We start from the raw sequence: 16,574 nt of genomic DNA, 5'->3' as shown, positions 1-16,574 counted from the left end.
GCGGGTCCGCTCTACGGAGGACCGGTCGGGCCGATCAACCCCGCCGGGCTCACCGCCCACGACCGGGGGCGGCTGGCGGAGGCCCGGTGGCTGGCCGTCCAACACGCCCACGCGGATCCCGCCGGGCAGGTGGCGGTCCGGGCGGAACTGGACGCCCTCGCCGAACATCTCGGTCTGCGCTCCGTCGACCCGGACGCCCCGGCCCGCTGGTCGCTGCTGCCCGCCGACGTGCACGCCACGATGCGCAGGCTCACCACCCCGGCGATCACCGCGGCGTACGCCGAGCACATCTGGACGACCCTGCCGAACAATGTCAGCGAGCACTTCCGCCAGATCGACTACCGGAGCCGGCTGACCAGCGGGGGGAGCACCCTCTCCGACGCGGACATCGCCGCCCGGCTGCGGGAGCTCAGCGTCAGTGCCGAGAACGCGCAGAACAGTGCGCCGCGACTGCCGGAGTACGCGGGCCAGTTCCTCCAGCTGCCCGGCCAACTGCTGAACACCATTCACCAGGTGGATCCGCAGCTGGCCGCCCGGGTCGCCGCCGAGGGCGTGTACGTCAACCTCAACGGCCGGGCCGACCTGCGCGCGTACGCGCTGGACAACGTCCCGGACCTCGACATCGGCAGCGGTGTCCCGCGATTCGACCTGACGACGCCCGAGGGGCGTCAGGCCCTGCTGATGGAGGACCGGGCCCGCGCCGAGGCGGCCCTGCGGACGAGTCCCGGCACCCGGGATGCCGCCGTGGCGCTGCTCGCGACCAACAGCCTGCATTACGCCAACGACGGCCGCACCATGTACCTGGTTCCAGACGTCCTGACCTCGGCCATCGCCCTGTTGGCGCCCCCGCCGACCCTGGTCTCCCACGAGGCGACGGCCACGTCGGTCACCGCCGCCCGGACGACGGCGACGGCGGACCGGGTCACCCTGCCCACCCCGGCTCGGCACCGGTCCGCGCCGACCTACGGCCGTCCGGTGGACTCGACGGGGCAGCACGTGCCGCTGTTCAACGGGCCACCCGTCCGTGAGCAGGTCGCCCAGGGCGAACTCGGTGACTGCGGCATGCTGGCCACCCTCGCCGCCGTGGTCGGGCATCGCCCGCACCTGATGAACCAGCTGGTGCGGCCCAACCATGACGGCACCGTCGATGTGGTGCTGCACGAGAGCAGCACGCCGGGCGGCGTCACTTCGGCGACCGGACGCGAGCTGCGCATCACCGTCTCGCCCGACGTGCCGGCCTACGGTGCCGCACCGGCCGATTCGGCCTACGCGAGCCAGCGTAAGGCTCAGGCGGCGTGGGCGTCCGCGGTCGAGAAGGCGATCGCGGCCGTCGACCGGACCTGGAGCAACGCCCGCCGTGACCTGTGGCAGGACAGCTGGCGTGAGTGGACCGGCCAGAACTCGCCGAATGCCGGCGCGCCGTTGGGGTACGGCCGGTTGAACGTCGGAAGCACGCCGGATCTCTGGGCGGAGCTGCTGACTCAGCTCACCGGTGAACCGGCCCGTGCGGTCCGGTTCGACCGCACGCCCGGCACCGAGCCGGCCACCGAGGCGTGGCTCGGCACCCTGCTGGCAGCGGGCAACCCGATCATCGTCAGCACGATGAACGAGAGCCGGTATCCAGCGGCGATCCGGACGAACCTCCCGTTCAACCTGCGAGCCGGGCATGCCTACGAGGTCGTCGGGGTGGGCGACGGTCAGGTGCGGTTGCGCAACCCGTGGAACACGGAGCACCCCGCGTCGATACCGGTGCGCCAGTTCCTCGATCTCATGGCGGCCGACTTCGCGCACCTCGACTCCCGGCCGGCCACCGCACCGGCGCCTGCCGTTACCGGGCAGCAGGCACCCCCATCCGGACCGCACGCCGCCCCGGGCACGGTGGGCGTGCACCACGCCGCGGGCCGGGTCCGCACCGACGAGCACGGTTACTCCCACGTCTATTACGCGGTCATGGCGGTCGACGGAACGGTGGAAGGTCTGACCGTGGTGGAGGTGACCGCGGTCGGGCCGAGGTCGGCGCGATGGATGGCGAGCCAGCATGCACTGGGCCTGGGTGGCGAGCGGGTGGTGACCCGGCCGGAGGCGGAGCGGATCGCGATCGAGGCGCTCGGGTTCGCGCTGCCGGACGAGACGACGTTGCATGGGATGCTGGACGGATGACACAGGCGGGAGGCAGTCCGGTGGAACCCGATGACCGGGTCGTGTGGGTTGGCAACAACGTTGTCGTCGCGACCCCCGCCGCCGATATCGGGATCATGGGATCGACGACGGTCCCGGAACCGGAGGTCCAGCTGGTAGTCATGTACGACGACCGGACGCGGAGCACCAAGCACCTGGTGAAGCTGGGCGAGACGTTTCCGATCGCGGGTGAGACGTGGCGGCTGGCGGACATCGACTACCAGACCAGAGACGACTACTCGGTGTGTCTGCGCCGGGTGGACGAGTACGAGCCGCAGGATCCGCCGAGCGGCTACATCTGGCAGGACGCCGAGCTTCAGCCGTACGGGACGCTGACCGAGGCGCAGATCACCGCGGCCGAGTCGGAGTTGGGCACCGCGCTGCCGCCGGAATACCGGGACTGGCTGGCGCGGAACAACGGCGCACAGCCGGCGCGGCCGTACCGGTACCTGCAATCGAACTTCCTGATGACGCCGGAGCGTCCGCTGTTCGGTCTGCATCCGGAGTATCCGGCCTTCGACCTGGTGGCGGTGCAGCGGACGTGGCGCGACCCGTACCTGACGCGTGACCACCTGGTGATCGCGACGCCCGGCGGTGTCGGTGGGCTGCTGGCCGTGCGGGTCGACGACGGGATCCGCTATCTACCGCCGGAGGCGATGACGGGCCAGCTGGATCCCGCGGACCGGGTGCGGTTCCTGCGTGGCGGGGGCCACGACATCACCGACTTCATCGCATCCCTGCGGCCGTACGAGCCGGAGGGAGCGCCCGCCGGGCTGATCCAGCCCGGCGACCCGGGCTACCGGTCGGCACCAGGCTGACCGCGGTCCGCTCAGGCGAACTGGTGGAGTAGCCCGGCGTACGCCTGCCGGACCGCGGTCAGGCGGTCCCGGCGGAACCTGCCCGGCTCCCGCTGGTACACCTCCCGGCCGCGGTCGGTGAAGAACGCCGTGGGCGGCACCGCGTCCGTGCCCTCGGGGATGAACTTCAGCACCTCGTCCAGCGCCGCGACGGCCCGGGCGAGGACCGCCCCGGCGTGCCGGGACTGATCGGCGGACAGGCCGGCCGTCTCCGCCGGAGCCTGGGCCGCGTACTCGTCACTCACCGCTAGCCATTCGCCCGGGTCGATCAGCTCAGACGGCGCACTGCCGCCGAAGCTGAACCCGGTCGCGGATGGTGGTGTGGGATCCGCCGGAAGCCGGAACGTGAACTCACGGTCCCTGCCGCAGCGTGGGCAGGCGCCCGTGTATCGCCGGCCGAGATCGCCGTCGTCCAGGACGACTACCGCGCTGTCCGGGCCGAACGAGCGCTCTCCGCAGTCACAGGAGTGCAACTCCAGGTAAAGATGCGCTTCGGCGCTGGTACGGCTGAGCGGGAGAACCATGCGCCCACAGTACTCAGGTCCGCACACCTGCCCCCGCGCGCCACGTGGTTCCCGAGCCGCTTCACTCCGAGCCCTTCACCGCCGTCTCGGCGACCTCGCCCGCGCCTCTGATCATTCCGAACAGGGTGTCGCCGAGCGCGCGCAGGAAGTGGGCCGATTGATCTTTGTCCACGACGGCTAGAACGATCAGGGTGATGACGAACGGGGCCCAGCTCAGGTGCATGGCGATCCGGCCGGCCTTGGTTCGTGCCGATGCTCGGCCGCAGATCAGGCCGACCAGCAGCGCCGGGGTGAAGATCGGGCCCAGGCGGGGCTCGGTGACGCCACCTAAACGGACAGTGACCAGGTCGATCGCGAGGGCGGTCACCCCGGTGACCGCCGCTGCGACCGCGGCCATCGCGCCGTAAGAGATCAGGTCCTTGCCTTCCCGGAAGGCCGATCCAGGCGGTGGCGACGGATCGCTGGAAGTCATGAAGCCAGACTGTCAGTTGTGCGATAAGCGGGTAATAGGGTGAATTGCCGACAATCGGCAGCCGTCCCGGCTAATCCATTCGGCGTCGACCACCGAGCTCAGGACACCGCCGTGCGGTCAGAGCCGGCCCGCGCCGGCCCCGGCCGTGACCAGGCCCGGCACGCTTGCTGCCGGGTCCAACGTGTACGCGTAGAACGTCCGCGGCTCCACGACGGCACCGCCCGCCTCGCACGGTCCGGAGCTCACGAACACGTTGGCGCGCTGCGCCAACCGGCCCGGGCCGCTGTCGGCGTAGCCGCTCGTCGAGTGGCAGGGGAACGGCACCGTGGCGAAGTAGTTGCCTTCCACCAGCACGCCCGCGTTCTGCGTCGACGCGACGCCGTAGAGCTCGTTGCCCCGGAAGTAGTTGTTGTAGACGTGCACCGGTTCGCCGAAGCGCACCCTCGGGTGACGCTGACGGGAGCCGTCGAAGAAGTTGTGGTGGATGCTGACCTTCAGGTGCCCGATGTCGGTCGACGCGGCGCCGTCCGAGTGCCCGATCAGCATGCTCTTGTCGGTGCCGGCGAAGTGGTTCCAGGACACGGTCACGTAGTCGGCGCCGCGGACGATGTCGATCGAGCCGTCGACCGGTCGGGCGAAGGTGTTGTGGTCGATCCAGATGTGGTGCGACTGCTGGCCGACGTTGACGGCGTCGTCCTCCGCGTCGGTGAACGTCAGGTTCCGCACGATCACGTTCGACGAGCGGTAGAAGTCGAAGCCGCCGCCGGTGATGACCGCCGAGGAGCCGAGGCCCACGATCGTCTTGTTCGGCCGTACGCCCTGTTTGCTGGTGATGGCGATGGTGCCCGACACCTGGATGGTCATCGGGCCGACCGTGTCGATCGCGGTGAGCAGTTCGTCGGTGGTGTCGACCGTGACGGTCGGCCCCGCGACGCCGCCGGTGGTGCCGGACAGGCCCAGCGCCGCGACGGACGCGAAGCCGTCCGGGGCGGCGACCGCGGCCGCCGTGGCCTCCGTGGCCGTGCCGGTCAGACCGGCGGCGATCAGCACAGTGGTCAGCGCGACAGCGCAGCGGTTCATGACACCCTCCCCACGCCGGCCCCGGCGCTGACCGCGGCGGGCACGGATGACGCCGCGTCGAGCCGGTAGGCGTAATAGGTCGACGGTTCGGTTACGGCGCCGCCCGCCTCGCACGGCCCGGAGTTGACGAAGGCGTTGTCGCGTTGCACCAGCCGTCCGGGATCGCTCTCGGCGTACCCGCCCACCGAGTGGCACGGGAACGGCACGTTCTCGAAGTAGTTGCCCTCGGCCAGCACGCCCGCGTTCTGCGTCGACGCGATGCCGTAGAGCCCGATGTCGCGGTAGTAGTTGTTGTAGACGTGCACGGGATCGCCGAAGCGGGCCCGGGGATGACGCTGATTGCTGCCTTCGAAATAGTTGTGGTGATAGGTGACCTTCAGATATCCGAGGTCGGCGGAGTACGAATCCGAATGGCCGAGCAGCATCGTCTTGTCGGTGCCGCGGAAACGGTTCCAGGAGACGGTGACATAGGTCGAGCGCCGCTTGATGTCCAGCGATCCGTCATAGCCGGGCAGAAACTCGTTGTGGTCGATCCACACGTGGTGGGCGCTGTTGGTGACGCTCACCGAGTCGTCGGAGGCGTTGCCGAACCGGATGTTGCGGATGATCACGTTGTTGCCGGGCCGGGTGGTGGAGCCCAGCTGGAGCCCACCACCGGTGATCTCCGCCGTCGACCCGACACCGATGATGCTCTTGTCGGCCACCACGGTGACCATGTCGTCGACCGTGATCCGGCCGCTGATCAGGATCGTGTAGGGGGTGTTCGCGCCGGCGTACTGCGCCAGGGCGGCGCCGGTGGTGACCGTGACGGTCGGTCCGGCCGCACCGCCCGTGGTGCCGTCGCGGCCGAGGGCGTCGACGCCGGCGAAGCCGTCCGCCTGCCCCGCCGGCGCCGCCGCCTGAGCGTCCGGCCCGGCCGGGGCGACGAGTGCGGCCGCGAAGACGGCGGCGCCGGTGGCGATGAGTCGTCTCATGGTCGCTCCCCCGGGATCAGACGCGGCCGACGCCGGCGGCGCCGGTCACGATCGCCTTGACGGCGTTCGGGTCGTCCAGGGTGTACGCGTAGTACGCGCTGGCCTCCCGTACGGTGCCGGAGCAGTCGGGCGTCCCCGACTCGCCGGCGAAGACGTTGTTGCGGGCGACGCATCGGCCGGCGGGCCCGGCGTACGTGTTGGTCACCGGCTCCTCGACGTTCTCGAAGTAGTTGCCCTCGACCAGGCAACCGGCGTTGTTCTGGCAGGCCACGCCGGTGTCGGTGTTGTAGAAGTAGTAGTTGTTGTAGACGTGCACCGGCTCGCCGAAGCGGACCCGCGGGTTGCGCTGCGGCGTCGCGTCGAACCAGTTGTGGTGGTAGCTGACCATCAGCCGCCCGGTGTCCTGCGCCCCGTTGGCGTCGTCGTGGCCGAGCAGCATGTTCTTGGTGTGGTGGTGGGTGTGGTTCCACGACACGGTCACGTACGACGAGCCGCGCTTGATGTCGATCAGGCCGTCGTAGCCCTGTGCCAGGTCGTTGTGGTCGAGCCACACGTGATGGGAGAACATCTGCACGTTGATCGAGTCGTCGGTGGCGTTGCGGAACGACAGGTTCTGGATGATCACGTTCTGCACGGCGTCGGCCGGGGGCGTCGTCACCGTCGAGACCGGCAGGCCGATGTTGAAGCCGCCGCCGGTGATGCCCGCGGTGGCGCCCACGCCGACGATCGACTTGTGCGACGCGACGTCGTACATGCCGGCCGGCAGGGTGATCGTGCCGCTGACGCAGATGGTGAGGGGCTCGGGACGCGCGATCGCGCCCAGTAGCTCGGCGGCGGTGTCCACCGCGACGGTGGCGCCGCCCGCGCCGCCGGTGGTGCCGTTGCGGCCGAGCGCGTTCACTCCCGCGAAGCCGGTGGCAGCTCCGGCGACACGGCAGTTGCCGGGGTCCGGCGGCGAGGTGGTCGGCGGCGTACCGGTCGGGTCGGGACCGGGCGCCGGGGTCTCCACGACCACGTCGTCGAAGGTGGCCGAGGCGTACGAGGTGACCAGCCCGATCCGCCCCGCGCCGAACGTCGAATCCGTCGCCTGCACCACCTGGGTGCCGTTGACGGAGCCGGCCAGTGTGGAGCCGACCACCCGCAGCGCCAGGTCGTACCAGGTACCGGTGGTGACGCCGACCGCCGCGGAGCCGAGGGTCGTGACGGTGCCGTTCGCGACCCGCTGCAGCTGCGCCGCGCCGCCACCGGTCAGCACCAGGGCGTAGTAGCTGCTGAACGTGGTGCTGCGCGCGGTGATCCCGGCCGAGCGGGCGGACGTCGCGAAGGCGGTCGGCTTGACCCGGGCGCGCAGGGTGTAGTCGGTCCAGGCCAGGTCGCCGGCCTGTGTCTTGGCATTCGCGCCGGTGCTCGCCTGCCGGTAGGCCGGTGACCCGTCGCTGACGACCGACCAGCTGCCACCCGTCTTGGTCCAGCCGTTCGCGTCACCGTCGTCGAAGGTGTCGCCGAATAAGGCGGCGGCGAAGGCCGCATTCATGCCGACGACCCCGATCAGTACGGTCAGCGCGGCGACGGCGCCGAGCAGAGGCTTCCTACGCATGGCGGATTCTCCGATTCAGGGCGACTCGGTCCCCGGCGACGGCGCCCGATCGAATTGATGCCGGGCGCCGCAATATTGACGAAACGTCTACGAAAAACATAGGTATCGCCATCGGCGTGAGTCAATGCCGTGGATGTGCAGGTCTGTTGCATATGCCGCGCGCAGCATTCATTCACTCGACCGTCGAACGGTCGAGAACAACACTTACGGTCCGGTTTGCGCCCGCACCGTTCTTCTGTTGTTTGCACCGGCATTTCCATCGGAGAGATCGTCTGCGCGGCGCCCTGCAAAGCCTGCGCCGACCTTAGCCCCCGCACCGGCACGACCGTCAACCGCGACCCGGTCCACCTGCCGGTCGTCAGAGCTCTCGCCGGTCGCCGAGCACCACGGCACCCGCGAGCGCGAGGGCGGTGAGGGTCAGCGTCACTGCGAGGCCGGGAAGAAGGAGGACTCAAGCCGATCCCATGGAGGAAGGCTCCTGCTGCGTCGCCTACCGGTGGTCGAGACGGCGCCGTCGTCGGTATCGTCAGCCGCCGCGACCTCCGGGGCCTGGGATCATGCCTGTGCGGTCTCGTGGACGACTGCGACCGTGCAGGCGGACTGGCGCAGGACGTGCTGGCTCACCGAGCCGAGCAGCATTCCCCGGACGGCCCCGCGGCAGCGGGTGCCGACCACGAGGAGTTGGGCGGTCTTGCTGGCGTGGGCGAGTGCTCCGGCCGGGTGGTCGAGGACCGCCTCGGCCGAGATGTCGACCTGGGGGTACTTCTCCCGCCAGCTCGCGACGAGGTCGTCGAACGGCTGACGCTCCGTCTGGGTGATCGTCCGGGTGACGATCGGGCTGTCCTCCCAGATGCCCGACACGGGCTTCCAGGCGCGGATCACCCGCAGCGGCACCGCGCGAGCGGCGGCCTGCTCGACAGCGAACGCAAGCACAGCCGGTGCCTGCGGTGAGTCGTCGATGCCGACGACGATCGGTGCCTGTGCCGAGGTCTCACCGCGGACCACGATGACCGGGCAACGGGCGTGCGCGCTGACGGCGACGCTGACGGATCCAAGAAGGCCGGCGACGGCGCTGTGCCCCCGGGCGCCGAGCACGATGAGGCGCGCCTCATGGGAGCGGTCGATCAGGGTCAGGGCCGCGCCGTTGTTGACGGTGGAGACGTGGGTGGGCACGCCAGGATGGGTGCGCTTCGCCGAGGCGACGGCCCCATCCAGGAATTCCCTGATGGCGCGGTCGGTCTCGCCGTCGGGCCAGACCGACACCACGGGCATGGTGTTGGTCGCCGGCGCCCAGATCGGCCACTCGTAGGCGAAGAAGAACTCCACGGGTGCGCTGGTGCGGGCCGCCTCGTCGAGGGCCCACGCGGCCGCCGCCTTGCCGCCCGGTGAGCGGTCGTAACCGACGATGATCTTTCGGGGGGGGGCATGGCTGCTCTCCTTTCAGGAGCCGTCCGCCGCGCGAAGTCGACGCAGCGTCGGGTCCGGCTCGGCGCCTACCGGCGCGAGCCGAAGTTTGGCGTCCACCGCGATGACACCGTCAGGGCCGGCGAGCACCGGGTTGAGGTCCAGCTCGGCGACCTCGGGCAGGTCCTCGGCGAGGCGACCGAGCCGCAGCAACACGTCCTCGAGCGCGGCCGTGTTCACGGGCGGAGCGCCGCGGAAGCCGGTGAGCAGGGGCGCCGAGCGCAGGTCGCGCCACATTCGCCCGGCGTCCAGGTCGGTGAGCGGGACGAGCCGCAGGCTGCGGTCGCCGAGCAGGTCGGTCCGCACGCCGCCGAGTCCGAGCACGATCACGGAGCCGAACAGCGGATCGTGGACGACGCCGGCGTACAGCTCGACCGGCTCGTCGACCTGCTGCTGCACCAGGACACCGGCGACGGGCCGGCCGGCGGCGGCGACGGCCGGGAACGCCGCCCGCACCGCGGTCGCGTCGGCCAGGCCGGTCCGCACGCCGCCGGTGTCGGTCTTGTGAACCAGGTCGGGGTCCGCGGACTTGAGCACCACGGGGTAGCCCGCCAGATCCGCGGCGGCGACCGCTGCGTCGGCGGTCGCGACGGTCGAAGCGGGCAGGATCGGAATTCCATAGGCCGTGAGGATCTCCGCCGTACGGCCGTAGGGCAGCCATCCGGCGCCCTCCTTCAGCGCCTGGTCGACCTCGACGCGCGCCTGTGCGGCGTCGATGCCGGACAGCTCCGGGCGGCGGCCGAGCGGTTGCCGGCGCCATTGGGCGTACGCGGCGGCGTGGCCGAGCGCCCGGACGGCCCGCTCCGGCATGTCGTAGACCGGAGCTCGCCGAGCGCCGAGCGTCGTCGGGGCGTCCATGCATCCGGCGAGCGTGACCGCGACGCTCAGGCCGGGGTACGCATCAACGACCGGTGCGAGCGCGGACAGGATCTCGTCCGGCCGGTTGGCCCGCGTACCGATGATGACCAGGAGCAGCGCGTCGGCCTCGCCGCTGTCCGCGACGGCGGTGGTCACCGCCGCGAAGGCGGCCGGTGACGCCCCGGCGCCGAGGTCGATCGGATTGTCGAGGCTCGCGGCGCCCTGTGCGACCCCTTCGAGCAGCAGGCGGGTCGCCGGGCTCAACGCGGGCACGGTGAGCCCGGCGGTCTCCGCGGCGTCGGCGGCGAGCACATTGAGGCCGCCCGCGTTGCCGATGACGGCAAGTCTGCGTCCGGCGGGCAAGGGCTGATCGGTGAGGATCCGCGCGGCGTCCATCAGGTCGCCGAGGTTCTCCGGGCGCACGACACCGGCTTGGGCGAACAGCGCGTCGACGGTGGCCGCCGGCGCGGCCGCGGCGGCGGTGTGCGAGGCACCGGCCCGCCGGCCTGCGTCGGAACGCCCGCTCTTGATCGCCAGGACCGGCTTGCGGCGGGCGAGGGCGCGGACGGTACGGGCGAACTTGCGGGGATTGCCGAACGACTCGAGGTAGAGCGCGACCGCGGTGGTGCCGGGGTCGTCGTACCAGTAGGCGATGAGGTCGTTGCCGCTGACGTCGGCCTTGTTGCCCAGCGAGACGAAGGTGGAGATGCCCGGCCCGGTGCGGATGGCGTTCTCCAGCAGTGCGATGCCGACGGCACCGGACTGCGACGCGATCGCGAGCCCGCCCGGCGGCGGCGCCATGGGGGCGAAGCCGGCGTCGAGTCGCACGCGTGGATCAGTGTTGATCACTCCAAGGCAGTTAGGCCCGACCAGGCGGATGCCGTGTGCGCGGGCCAGCCGGAGCACCTCCTGCTGGCGGCGTACGCCGTCCGGTCCGGCTTCGCCGAGCCCTGAGCTGAGGATGACGGCACCCCGGACGCCGACGGTGCCCGCATCGGCGAGGACACCCGGCACCTGGTCGGCGGGTACCGCGATGACCAGCAGGTCGATCGGTGCGGGCAGTTCGCGGACGGAGCGGTAGCCGGCGACGCCGTCGACCTCGGAGCCGGTGCGGTTGACGGCGTACAGAGTGCCGGGGAAGCCGTAGTCGCGCAGCGCGAGCAGGGTCTCCCGGCCGATGCCGCCGGGCCGGTGGCCCGCGCCGACCACCGCCACCGAGGCGGGCGAGAGCAGGGCGCGCAGCGAGGCGCGTTCGGCGGTGCGGTCCCGGCTGTCGATGGTGGACTGCGTGGCGTCGTCCACGTCGATGTCGAACCCGACGTCGACGACGCCGTAGTCGAACCGGGACCAGGCGTGGGCGGTCAGGCCTCGGGCGACGCGCAGCATCCGGGTGTTGCCGGGTAGTACCTCGCCGACCAGTTCCTTGATGCCGCACCGGCGGGCCCGGTAGGCGAGGTGTTCCAGCAGCAGGGTGCCGATGCCGCGGTCCCGTTGTGGCTCGGCGACGAAGAGTGCGAACTCCGCGCGGCGGCCGTCCCGCTCGCAGGAGGCCACGCCGACGAGGTCGTCGCCCTCGAATGCGAGGACCGCGAGGTGCTGGTCGGTTTCCGGCAGGCACAGCCGGTCCACCTCGGCGGCCAGGGCGCTGGAGCCGGGCTGGGCGAAGAACCGCAGGCGCAAGTCGTCCGGCGAGGCCGTGTCGTACAGCATGGCGAGTGCGCGGCGGTCGGTGTGGCGAACGGGCCGCAGGGTGACGATCCCGCCGTCGGCGGTGAGCGCGTCAACGCCGTGGCCGTCCGCCTCGACGATGGTGCTCATGACTGCCGGGCCAGGTAGACGGGGCAGTGCGCGTGGTGCAGCAGGTGCAGGCCGACGGAGCCGCGCAGGGCACCGGCGACGACGCCGCGCCCGCGGCTGCCCACGACGACCAGTTGCGCGGTGCGGGAGGCTACGACCAGCGCGTCGGCGGCGCTCTCGCGGGTCAGCACGGTCCCGACCGGCACGTCGGGGTATTTGACCCGCCACGGTTCCAGCAGTTCGTCGAGCCGGGTCTGCTCGGCGACGTCCTGGCCGCGGGTGTCGACGTCCGCCATGGTGGCGGACGGCCAGAGCGGAGACACCGGCAGGTGCGACCGGACGACGATGAGGCCGGCACTACGGTCGGCCGCCGCCTCGAAGGCCGTCTTGAGGACGTCGTCGGCGGCCGGCGAGTCGTCCACGCCGGCAACCACCGGGCCGTCGGACGTGGTGTCGCCGTCACGGACGACCACCACGGAGCACGGGGCGTGGGTGGCCACCCGCCGGCTGACGGAGCCCAGCAGCAGGCCGGCGAGTCCGCCACGGCCTCGGCTGCCCAGCACCATCAGCGCTGTCGACTCCGCGATCTCCAGCAATCGATCGGTCGCGGGCCCGATGACGATGTCCGCCCGGACATCGACGTCCGGGACTGTCCGCAGGGCCTGCCCGCGGGCCTCGGCCGTGATTACTCGAGCGAGTTCGCGGGCAACGTCGATGTCTTCGCCGCAGATGTCGACGCGGGACTCCTGCTGTATCCAGTCATAGGCGTGCACGACATGCGGGGCAGGTGCCGTCGCTGTGCCTCGCGCGCTGCCCACCGCACGGCCGCCTTGCTGGCGGTGCCGTCGGCGCCGACGACGATGGCGGTGGTCCTCATGGCTCCCCCTCGCGTTCTCGATTCCATCGTCAGCCCGGGACGGCCCCTCGAGGCAGTGCGTCAGGTCACCCGCGAACGGGCCGAAGGTCCCGCCCTGCACCCACCCGGTTCGGCCGGGTTCCGGCGCTATCAGCTCGGCGTCGTTGCACAAAGGAGGGTGGTCACCACGGCGGCGGCGATCAGTAGGGCGACGAACGGGTCCGCCAGTTGCCGGCCGATCCGGCCGAGCAGGTGTCGAGGTGCCGGTGCGGCTACCAGGTTCGGGCCGTCCGCGGTGAGCCGTGCACCGGCCTCCGCGGCGGTGCGGTCGAGTCGCTGCGGTCAGCAGCGTTCCGCGCGCAGTGCTCGTAGACGCTGGGCGTACTCGTCGGTGTCGATCTCGCCGCGCGCGAGGCGGTCCGCCAGGATCCGCTCCGCGCCTGGTAGCGGATCGGACGCGGCGGGCACTTCGGGACTGTGCTGTAGCCGCGTGATGAGCAGCCACAACGCGGCCAGCAGGGTCGGTACGACGACGGCGAAGAGGATCAGAGCCCAGCCTATTCCCATGCCGTATCCGTGATACATCATGATCGCACTCCTCTCCGGGTGGCACCTCCCATCGTTCGGCCTTCCGTGCGCTCTGGCACGGGTCGGACGACCCTTCATGCCGGGACCCGGGCCTGGAGCGGCGCACCCAGGCCGCGGTCCTGGCCACCCGCCTGCTCGGCGAACACCCCCGGTGACCCCGGCTGCCGGGTCAGCACACGGCGAGGCCGTGCTCCCGGAACCGGCCTCGCACCCGGTCGAGCAGAGTCTCCCCGGGCGGCGCGGTGCCGGCCAGCGGGAAGGGCAGGCCGAGCGCGGCGTACTTGGCGGCGCCGAGGCGGTGGAAGGGCAGGACCTCGACGCGTTCGACGGTCGGCACCGCGGCGGCGATCGCGGCGACCTCGTCGACGTTCGCGGGGTCGTCGGTGAGGCCGGGCACCAGCACGAAGCGGACCCAGATCGGGATGCCGCGGTCGGCCAGGCGGTGTGCGAAGCGCACGGTGGGCGCGAGCCGGCCGGTCCGGGTCACCGTCCGGTACGTGCCGGGGTCGCCGGACTTGATGTCGAGCAGCGCCAGGTCGACGGCGTCGAGCAGGGCGTCGTCGGCCCGGTCGCCGAGGAAGCCGCTGGTGTCCAGGGCGGTGTGCAGCCGCATCTCCTTGCAGCGCCGCAGCACCTCGCGGGTGAAGGCGGGCTGTTGCAGGGGCTCCCCGCCGCTGATCGTGACGCCGCCGCCGGCGACCTTGAGGAAGCGTTCGTAGCGGCGGATCTCGGTGACCAGCTCGTCGACGGTCGTCGGGGTCCCGCTGCGGCGGTACCAGGTGTCGGGGCTGTGGCAGTAGAGGCAGCGCAGCGGGCAGCCGGCCAGGAACGCGACGAATCTGGTGCCGGGCCCGTCCACCCCGGTCGAGATGTCGAAGGAGTGGACGGAGCCGGTCAGCGCCCGGATCGCGGTCTGGGTGGTCATAGCGAGCCGTGGAAGGTGCGGGAGATGACGTCGCGCTGCTGTTCGGTGGTGAGCTTGACGAAGTTCACCGCGTAGCCGGAGACCCGGACGGTCAGCTGCGGGTACTTCTCCGGGTGGGCCATCGCGTCCTCGAGCGTGGTCCGGTCCAGCACGTTGACGTTCAGGTGGAAGCCACCCGCGTCGGTGTAGCCGTCGAGCACGCCGGCCAGGTTTCCGATGCGTTCCTCGCGGGTGTGGCCCAGGCCGTCCGGGGTGACGGTGCTGGTCAGCGAGATGCCGTCGCGGGCGCACCGGTACGGCAGCTTCGCCACCGACAGCGCCGCCGCGACCAGCCCGTGCCGGTCCCGGCCGTTCATCGGGTTGGCGCCGGGCGCGAACGGCTCGCCCGCGCGCCGGCCGTCGGGTGTGTTGCCGGTGTTCTTGCCGTAGACCACATTCGAGGTGATCGTCAGCACCGACAGGCTCGGCTCGGCGCCGCGATACGCGGGCTGCCGCCGGATCTTGTCCATGAACCGCTCGACCAGGTCCACCGCGATCGCGTCCGCCCGATCGTCATTGTTGCCGTAGGTGGGAAAGTCCCCGTCGACCGCGTAGTCGACGACCAGGCCGGTCTCGTCCCGCAGCGCCTTGACCTGGGCGTAGCGGATCGCGCTCAGGCTGTCGGCTGCGACGGACAGGCCGGCGATGCCGGTGGCGAGGAAGCGGTGCACGGGATGGTCGTGCAGGGCCATCTCGAGGCGTTCGTAGGCGTACCTGTCGTGCATGTAGTGGATGACGTTCAGTGCGTCCACATAGGTCTCGGCGAGCCAGTCCAGGGTGCGGTCGAAGGCGGCGAGGACCTTGTCGTAGTCGAGCACGTCCTCGGCGATCGGCGCGCGGGCGGGCGCCACCTGCTCGCCGGTCAGCTCGTCGCGGCCACCGTTGATCGCGTAAAGCAGGGCCTTGGCCAGGTTGGCCCGCGCGCCGAAGAACTGCATGTCCTTGCCGACGCGCATGGCCGAGACGCAGCAGGCGATGGCGGTGTCGTCGCTGTATGCCGGGCGGATCAGGTCGTCGTTCTCGTACTGGATCGCGCTGGTGTCGAGCGACACCTGGGCGCAGAACCGCTTGAAGCCCTCGGGCAGTCGCGGCGACCAGAGCACCGTCAGGTTGGGCTCGGGCGCGGGTCCCAGGTTGTACAGCGTCTGCAGGTAGCGGAAGCTGCTGCGGGTGACCAGCGGGCGGCCGTCCGAGCCGATGCCGCCGAGCGCCTCGGTGACCCAGGTCGGGTCGCCGGAGAACAGCTGGTCGTACTCGGGGGTGCGCAGGAACCGGATGATGCGCAGCTTGATGACGAAGTCGTCGATCAGTTCCTGCGCGCCGGTCTCGTCGAGCGTGCCCTCCGCCAGGTCGCGCCGCAGGTACACGTCGATGAAGGAGGAGGTGCGGCCGAGCGACATGGCGGCACCGTTCTGCTCCTTGGTCGCGGCCAGGTAGGCGAAGTACAGCCACTGGATCGCTTCCCGGCCGGTGGCCGCGGGGCCGGAGATGTCGCAGCCGTAGGCGGCGGCCATCGTCTTCAACTCGTCCAGGGCGCGGATCTGCTCCGCGAGTTCCTCCCGGTCGCGGATGACGTCCTCGGACGACAGCCGCGCGTCGAGCGCGGCCTTGCGCTCCCGGCGTTCGGCGATCAGGCGGTCGACGCCGTACAGGGCGACCCGGCGGTAGTCGCCGATGATCCGGCCCCGGCCGTACGCGTCGGGCAGGCCGGTGATGATGTGCGAGCGCCGCGCCGCCTTCACGTCCGCCGGGTAGGCGTCGAAGACGCCGTCGTTGTGGGTCTTGCGGTACCGGGAGAAGATCGCGTGTACCGCCGGGTCCAGGGCGTACCCGTAGGCCTTGAGCCCCGCCTCGACCATCCGCAGGCCGCCGGCGGGCATGATGGCGCGGCGTAGCGGCGCGCTGGTCTGCAGCCCGACGATCAGCTCGTGGTCACGGTCGATGTAGCCGGGCACGTGCGAGGTGATGGTCGACGGGGTGTGCGTGTCAACGTCGTAGATCCCGCGCCGGCGCTCCTCGGGGAACATCCGGGTCAGCTGCTGCCAGACCCGCTCAGTGCGCGGAGTCGGCCCGGTCAGGAACTCCTGCCCGCCGGTGTACGGCTCGATGTTGTCGTGGATGAACGCGCCGACGTCGATCGTCTCGCGCCACCCGCTGCCGACGAATCCGCGCCATGCCGCCCCGTGTTCCATGTGACCTCCTCGCGTCACCTCAAGCCTCGCGAAGGCCGGCGCGGGCGGTCAGGGCCGAAGGTCACGACCGCCCGGGACCGAGGGCAGTGCGGCAGCCTGCGGGCAGGCACCGATGGCCTGCAACGGGCGATGCCTACCGGCCGGCATGAGGACCCACAGCGCGCCGCCGACCG

General features: G+C 71.1%; 13 protein-coding genes and 1 pseudogene. 2 read left to right on the top strand and 12 right to left on the bottom strand.

Translation table 11 applies throughout. The features are described 5' to 3' along the window. Positions 1-240: 240 nt before the first annotated feature. Both ACIBSW_RS35245 and ACIBSW_RS35240 read left to right on the top strand, forming a co-directional pair. Positions 241-2,160 (top strand): C2 family cysteine protease, encoded by a 1,920-nt coding sequence (locus ACIBSW_RS35245; RefSeq protein WP_354720511.1) that lies wholly within the window; start codon positions 241-243, stop codon positions 2,158-2,160. A 20-nt stretch (positions 2,161-2,180) separates the two neighbouring features. Next, positions 2,181-2,996, top strand: a complete 816-nt coding sequence (locus ACIBSW_RS35240) for a DUF6406 domain-containing protein (RefSeq protein ID WP_354720395.1) — start codon at positions 2,181-2,183, stop codon at positions 2,994-2,996. An 11-nt stretch (positions 2,997-3,007) separates the two neighbouring features. Here ACIBSW_RS35240 and ACIBSW_RS35235 read toward each other — a convergent pair whose 3' ends face one another. The 12 genes and pseudogenes from ACIBSW_RS35235 to pflB form a co-directional block, all read right to left on the bottom strand. Further along, entirely contained in the window at positions 3,008-3,559 is a 552-nt protein-coding gene (locus tag ACIBSW_RS35235) for a hypothetical protein (RefSeq protein ID WP_354720393.1), read from the bottom strand. 61 nt (positions 3,560-3,620) lie between these two features. After that, positions 3,621-4,031: a hypothetical protein gene (locus ACIBSW_RS35230; RefSeq protein ID WP_354720391.1), complete on the bottom strand. Its 411-nt coding sequence runs from the start codon at positions 4,029-4,031 to the stop codon at positions 3,621-3,623. 117 nt (positions 4,032-4,148) lie between these two features. Further along, on the bottom strand, positions 4,149-5,111 hold the full coding sequence (locus ACIBSW_RS35225) for a pectate lyase (protein WP_354720389.1): 963 nt from the start codon (positions 5,109-5,111) through the stop codon (positions 4,149-4,151). Next, entirely contained in the window at positions 5,108-6,085 is a 978-nt protein-coding gene (locus tag ACIBSW_RS35220; protein ID WP_354720387.1) for a pectate lyase, read from the bottom strand. The genes ACIBSW_RS35225 and ACIBSW_RS35220 overlap by 4 nt, the downstream gene beginning before the upstream one ends. A 16-nt stretch (positions 6,086-6,101) precedes the next feature. Further along, on the bottom strand, positions 6,102-7,682 hold the full coding sequence (locus ACIBSW_RS35215; protein WP_354720385.1) for a family 16 glycoside hydrolase: 1,581 nt from the start codon (positions 7,680-7,682) through the stop codon (positions 6,102-6,104). A gap of 555 nt (positions 7,683-8,237) precedes the next feature. After that, entirely contained in the window at positions 8,238-9,089 is an 852-nt protein-coding gene (locus ACIBSW_RS35210) for a universal stress protein (protein WP_354720510.1), read from the bottom strand. A gap of 33 nt (positions 9,090-9,122) precedes the next feature. After that, on the bottom strand, positions 9,123-11,822 hold the full coding sequence (locus ACIBSW_RS35205; protein WP_354720383.1) for a GNAT family N-acetyltransferase: 2,700 nt from the start codon (positions 11,820-11,822) through the stop codon (positions 9,123-9,125). Continuing rightward, the gene (locus ACIBSW_RS35200) at positions 11,819-12,619 is read right to left on the bottom strand and encodes a universal stress protein (RefSeq protein WP_404799550.1); all 801 of its coding nucleotides are present in this window, start codon (positions 12,617-12,619) and stop codon (positions 11,819-11,821) included. The genes ACIBSW_RS35205 and ACIBSW_RS35200 overlap by 4 nt, the downstream gene beginning before the upstream one ends. 188 nt (positions 12,620-12,807) lie before the next feature. Further along, a pseudogene (locus ACIBSW_RS35195) lies at positions 12,808-12,969 on the bottom strand (cation-transporting P-type ATPase); the annotation flags it as partial. Positions 12,970-12,999: 30 nt separating this feature from the next. Then, positions 13,000-13,245, bottom strand: a complete 246-nt coding sequence (locus ACIBSW_RS35190) for an SHOCT domain-containing protein (protein ID WP_354720379.1) — start codon at positions 13,243-13,245, stop codon at positions 13,000-13,002. Between the two features lie 169 nt (positions 13,246-13,414). Beyond that, positions 13,415-14,170, bottom strand: a complete 756-nt coding sequence (pflA, locus tag ACIBSW_RS35185; RefSeq protein ID WP_354720377.1) for a pyruvate formate-lyase-activating protein — start codon at positions 14,168-14,170, stop codon at positions 13,415-13,417. Further along, positions 14,167-16,401: a formate C-acetyltransferase gene (pflB, locus tag ACIBSW_RS35180; RefSeq protein WP_354720375.1), complete on the bottom strand. Its 2,235-nt coding sequence runs from the start codon at positions 16,399-16,401 to the stop codon at positions 14,167-14,169. Before pflB ends, pflA begins: the two co-directional genes overlap by 4 nt. Positions 16,402-16,574: the final 173 nt, after the last annotated feature.

It is taken from the genome of Actinoplanes sp. NPDC049668 (assembly GCF_044465445.1).
In the GTDB taxonomy this organism is placed as follows: Bacteria; Actinomycetota; Actinomycetes; order Mycobacteriales; family Micromonosporaceae; genus Actinoplanes.
The sequence above is the reverse complement of the archived record's forward strand: the minus strand, read 5'-3'. Positions and strand labels throughout refer to the sequence as shown.

Bases quoted from the DNA above. Each gene is read 5' to 3' on its own strand.
- ACIBSW_RS35245 (WP_354720511.1), top strand. From the start codon at position 241: ATGCGCAGGCTCACCACCCCGGCGATCACCGCGGCGTACGCCGAGCAC.
- ACIBSW_RS35235 (WP_354720393.1), bottom strand. From the start codon at position 3,559: ATGGTTCTCCCGCTCAGCCGTACCAGCGCCGAAGCGCATCTTTACCTG.
- ACIBSW_RS35230 (WP_354720391.1), bottom strand. From the start codon at position 4,031: ATGACTTCCAGCGATCCGTCGCCACCGCCTGGATCGGCCTTCCGGGAA.
- ACIBSW_RS35225 (WP_354720389.1), bottom strand. From the start codon at position 5,111: ATGAACCGCTGCGCTGTCGCGCTGACCACTGTGCTGATCGCCGCCGGT.
- ACIBSW_RS35220 (WP_354720387.1), bottom strand. From the start codon at position 6,085: ATGAGACGACTCATCGCCACCGGCGCCGCCGTCTTCGCGGCCGCACTC.
- ACIBSW_RS35215 (WP_354720385.1), bottom strand. From the start codon at position 7,682: ATGCGTAGGAAGCCTCTGCTCGGCGCCGTCGCCGCGCTGACCGTACTG.
- ACIBSW_RS35205 (WP_354720383.1), bottom strand. From the start codon at position 11,822: ATGAGCACCATCGTCGAGGCGGACGGCCACGGCGTTGACGCGCTCACC.
- ACIBSW_RS35190 (WP_354720379.1), bottom strand. From the start codon at position 13,245: ATGATGTATCACGGATACGGCATGGGAATAGGCTGGGCTCTGATCCTC.
- pflA (WP_354720377.1), bottom strand. From the start codon at position 14,170: ATGACCACCCAGACCGCGATCCGGGCGCTGACCGGCTCCGTCCACTCC.
- pflB (WP_354720375.1), bottom strand. From the start codon at position 16,401: ATGGAACACGGGGCGGCATGGCGCGGATTCGTCGGCAGCGGGTGGCGC.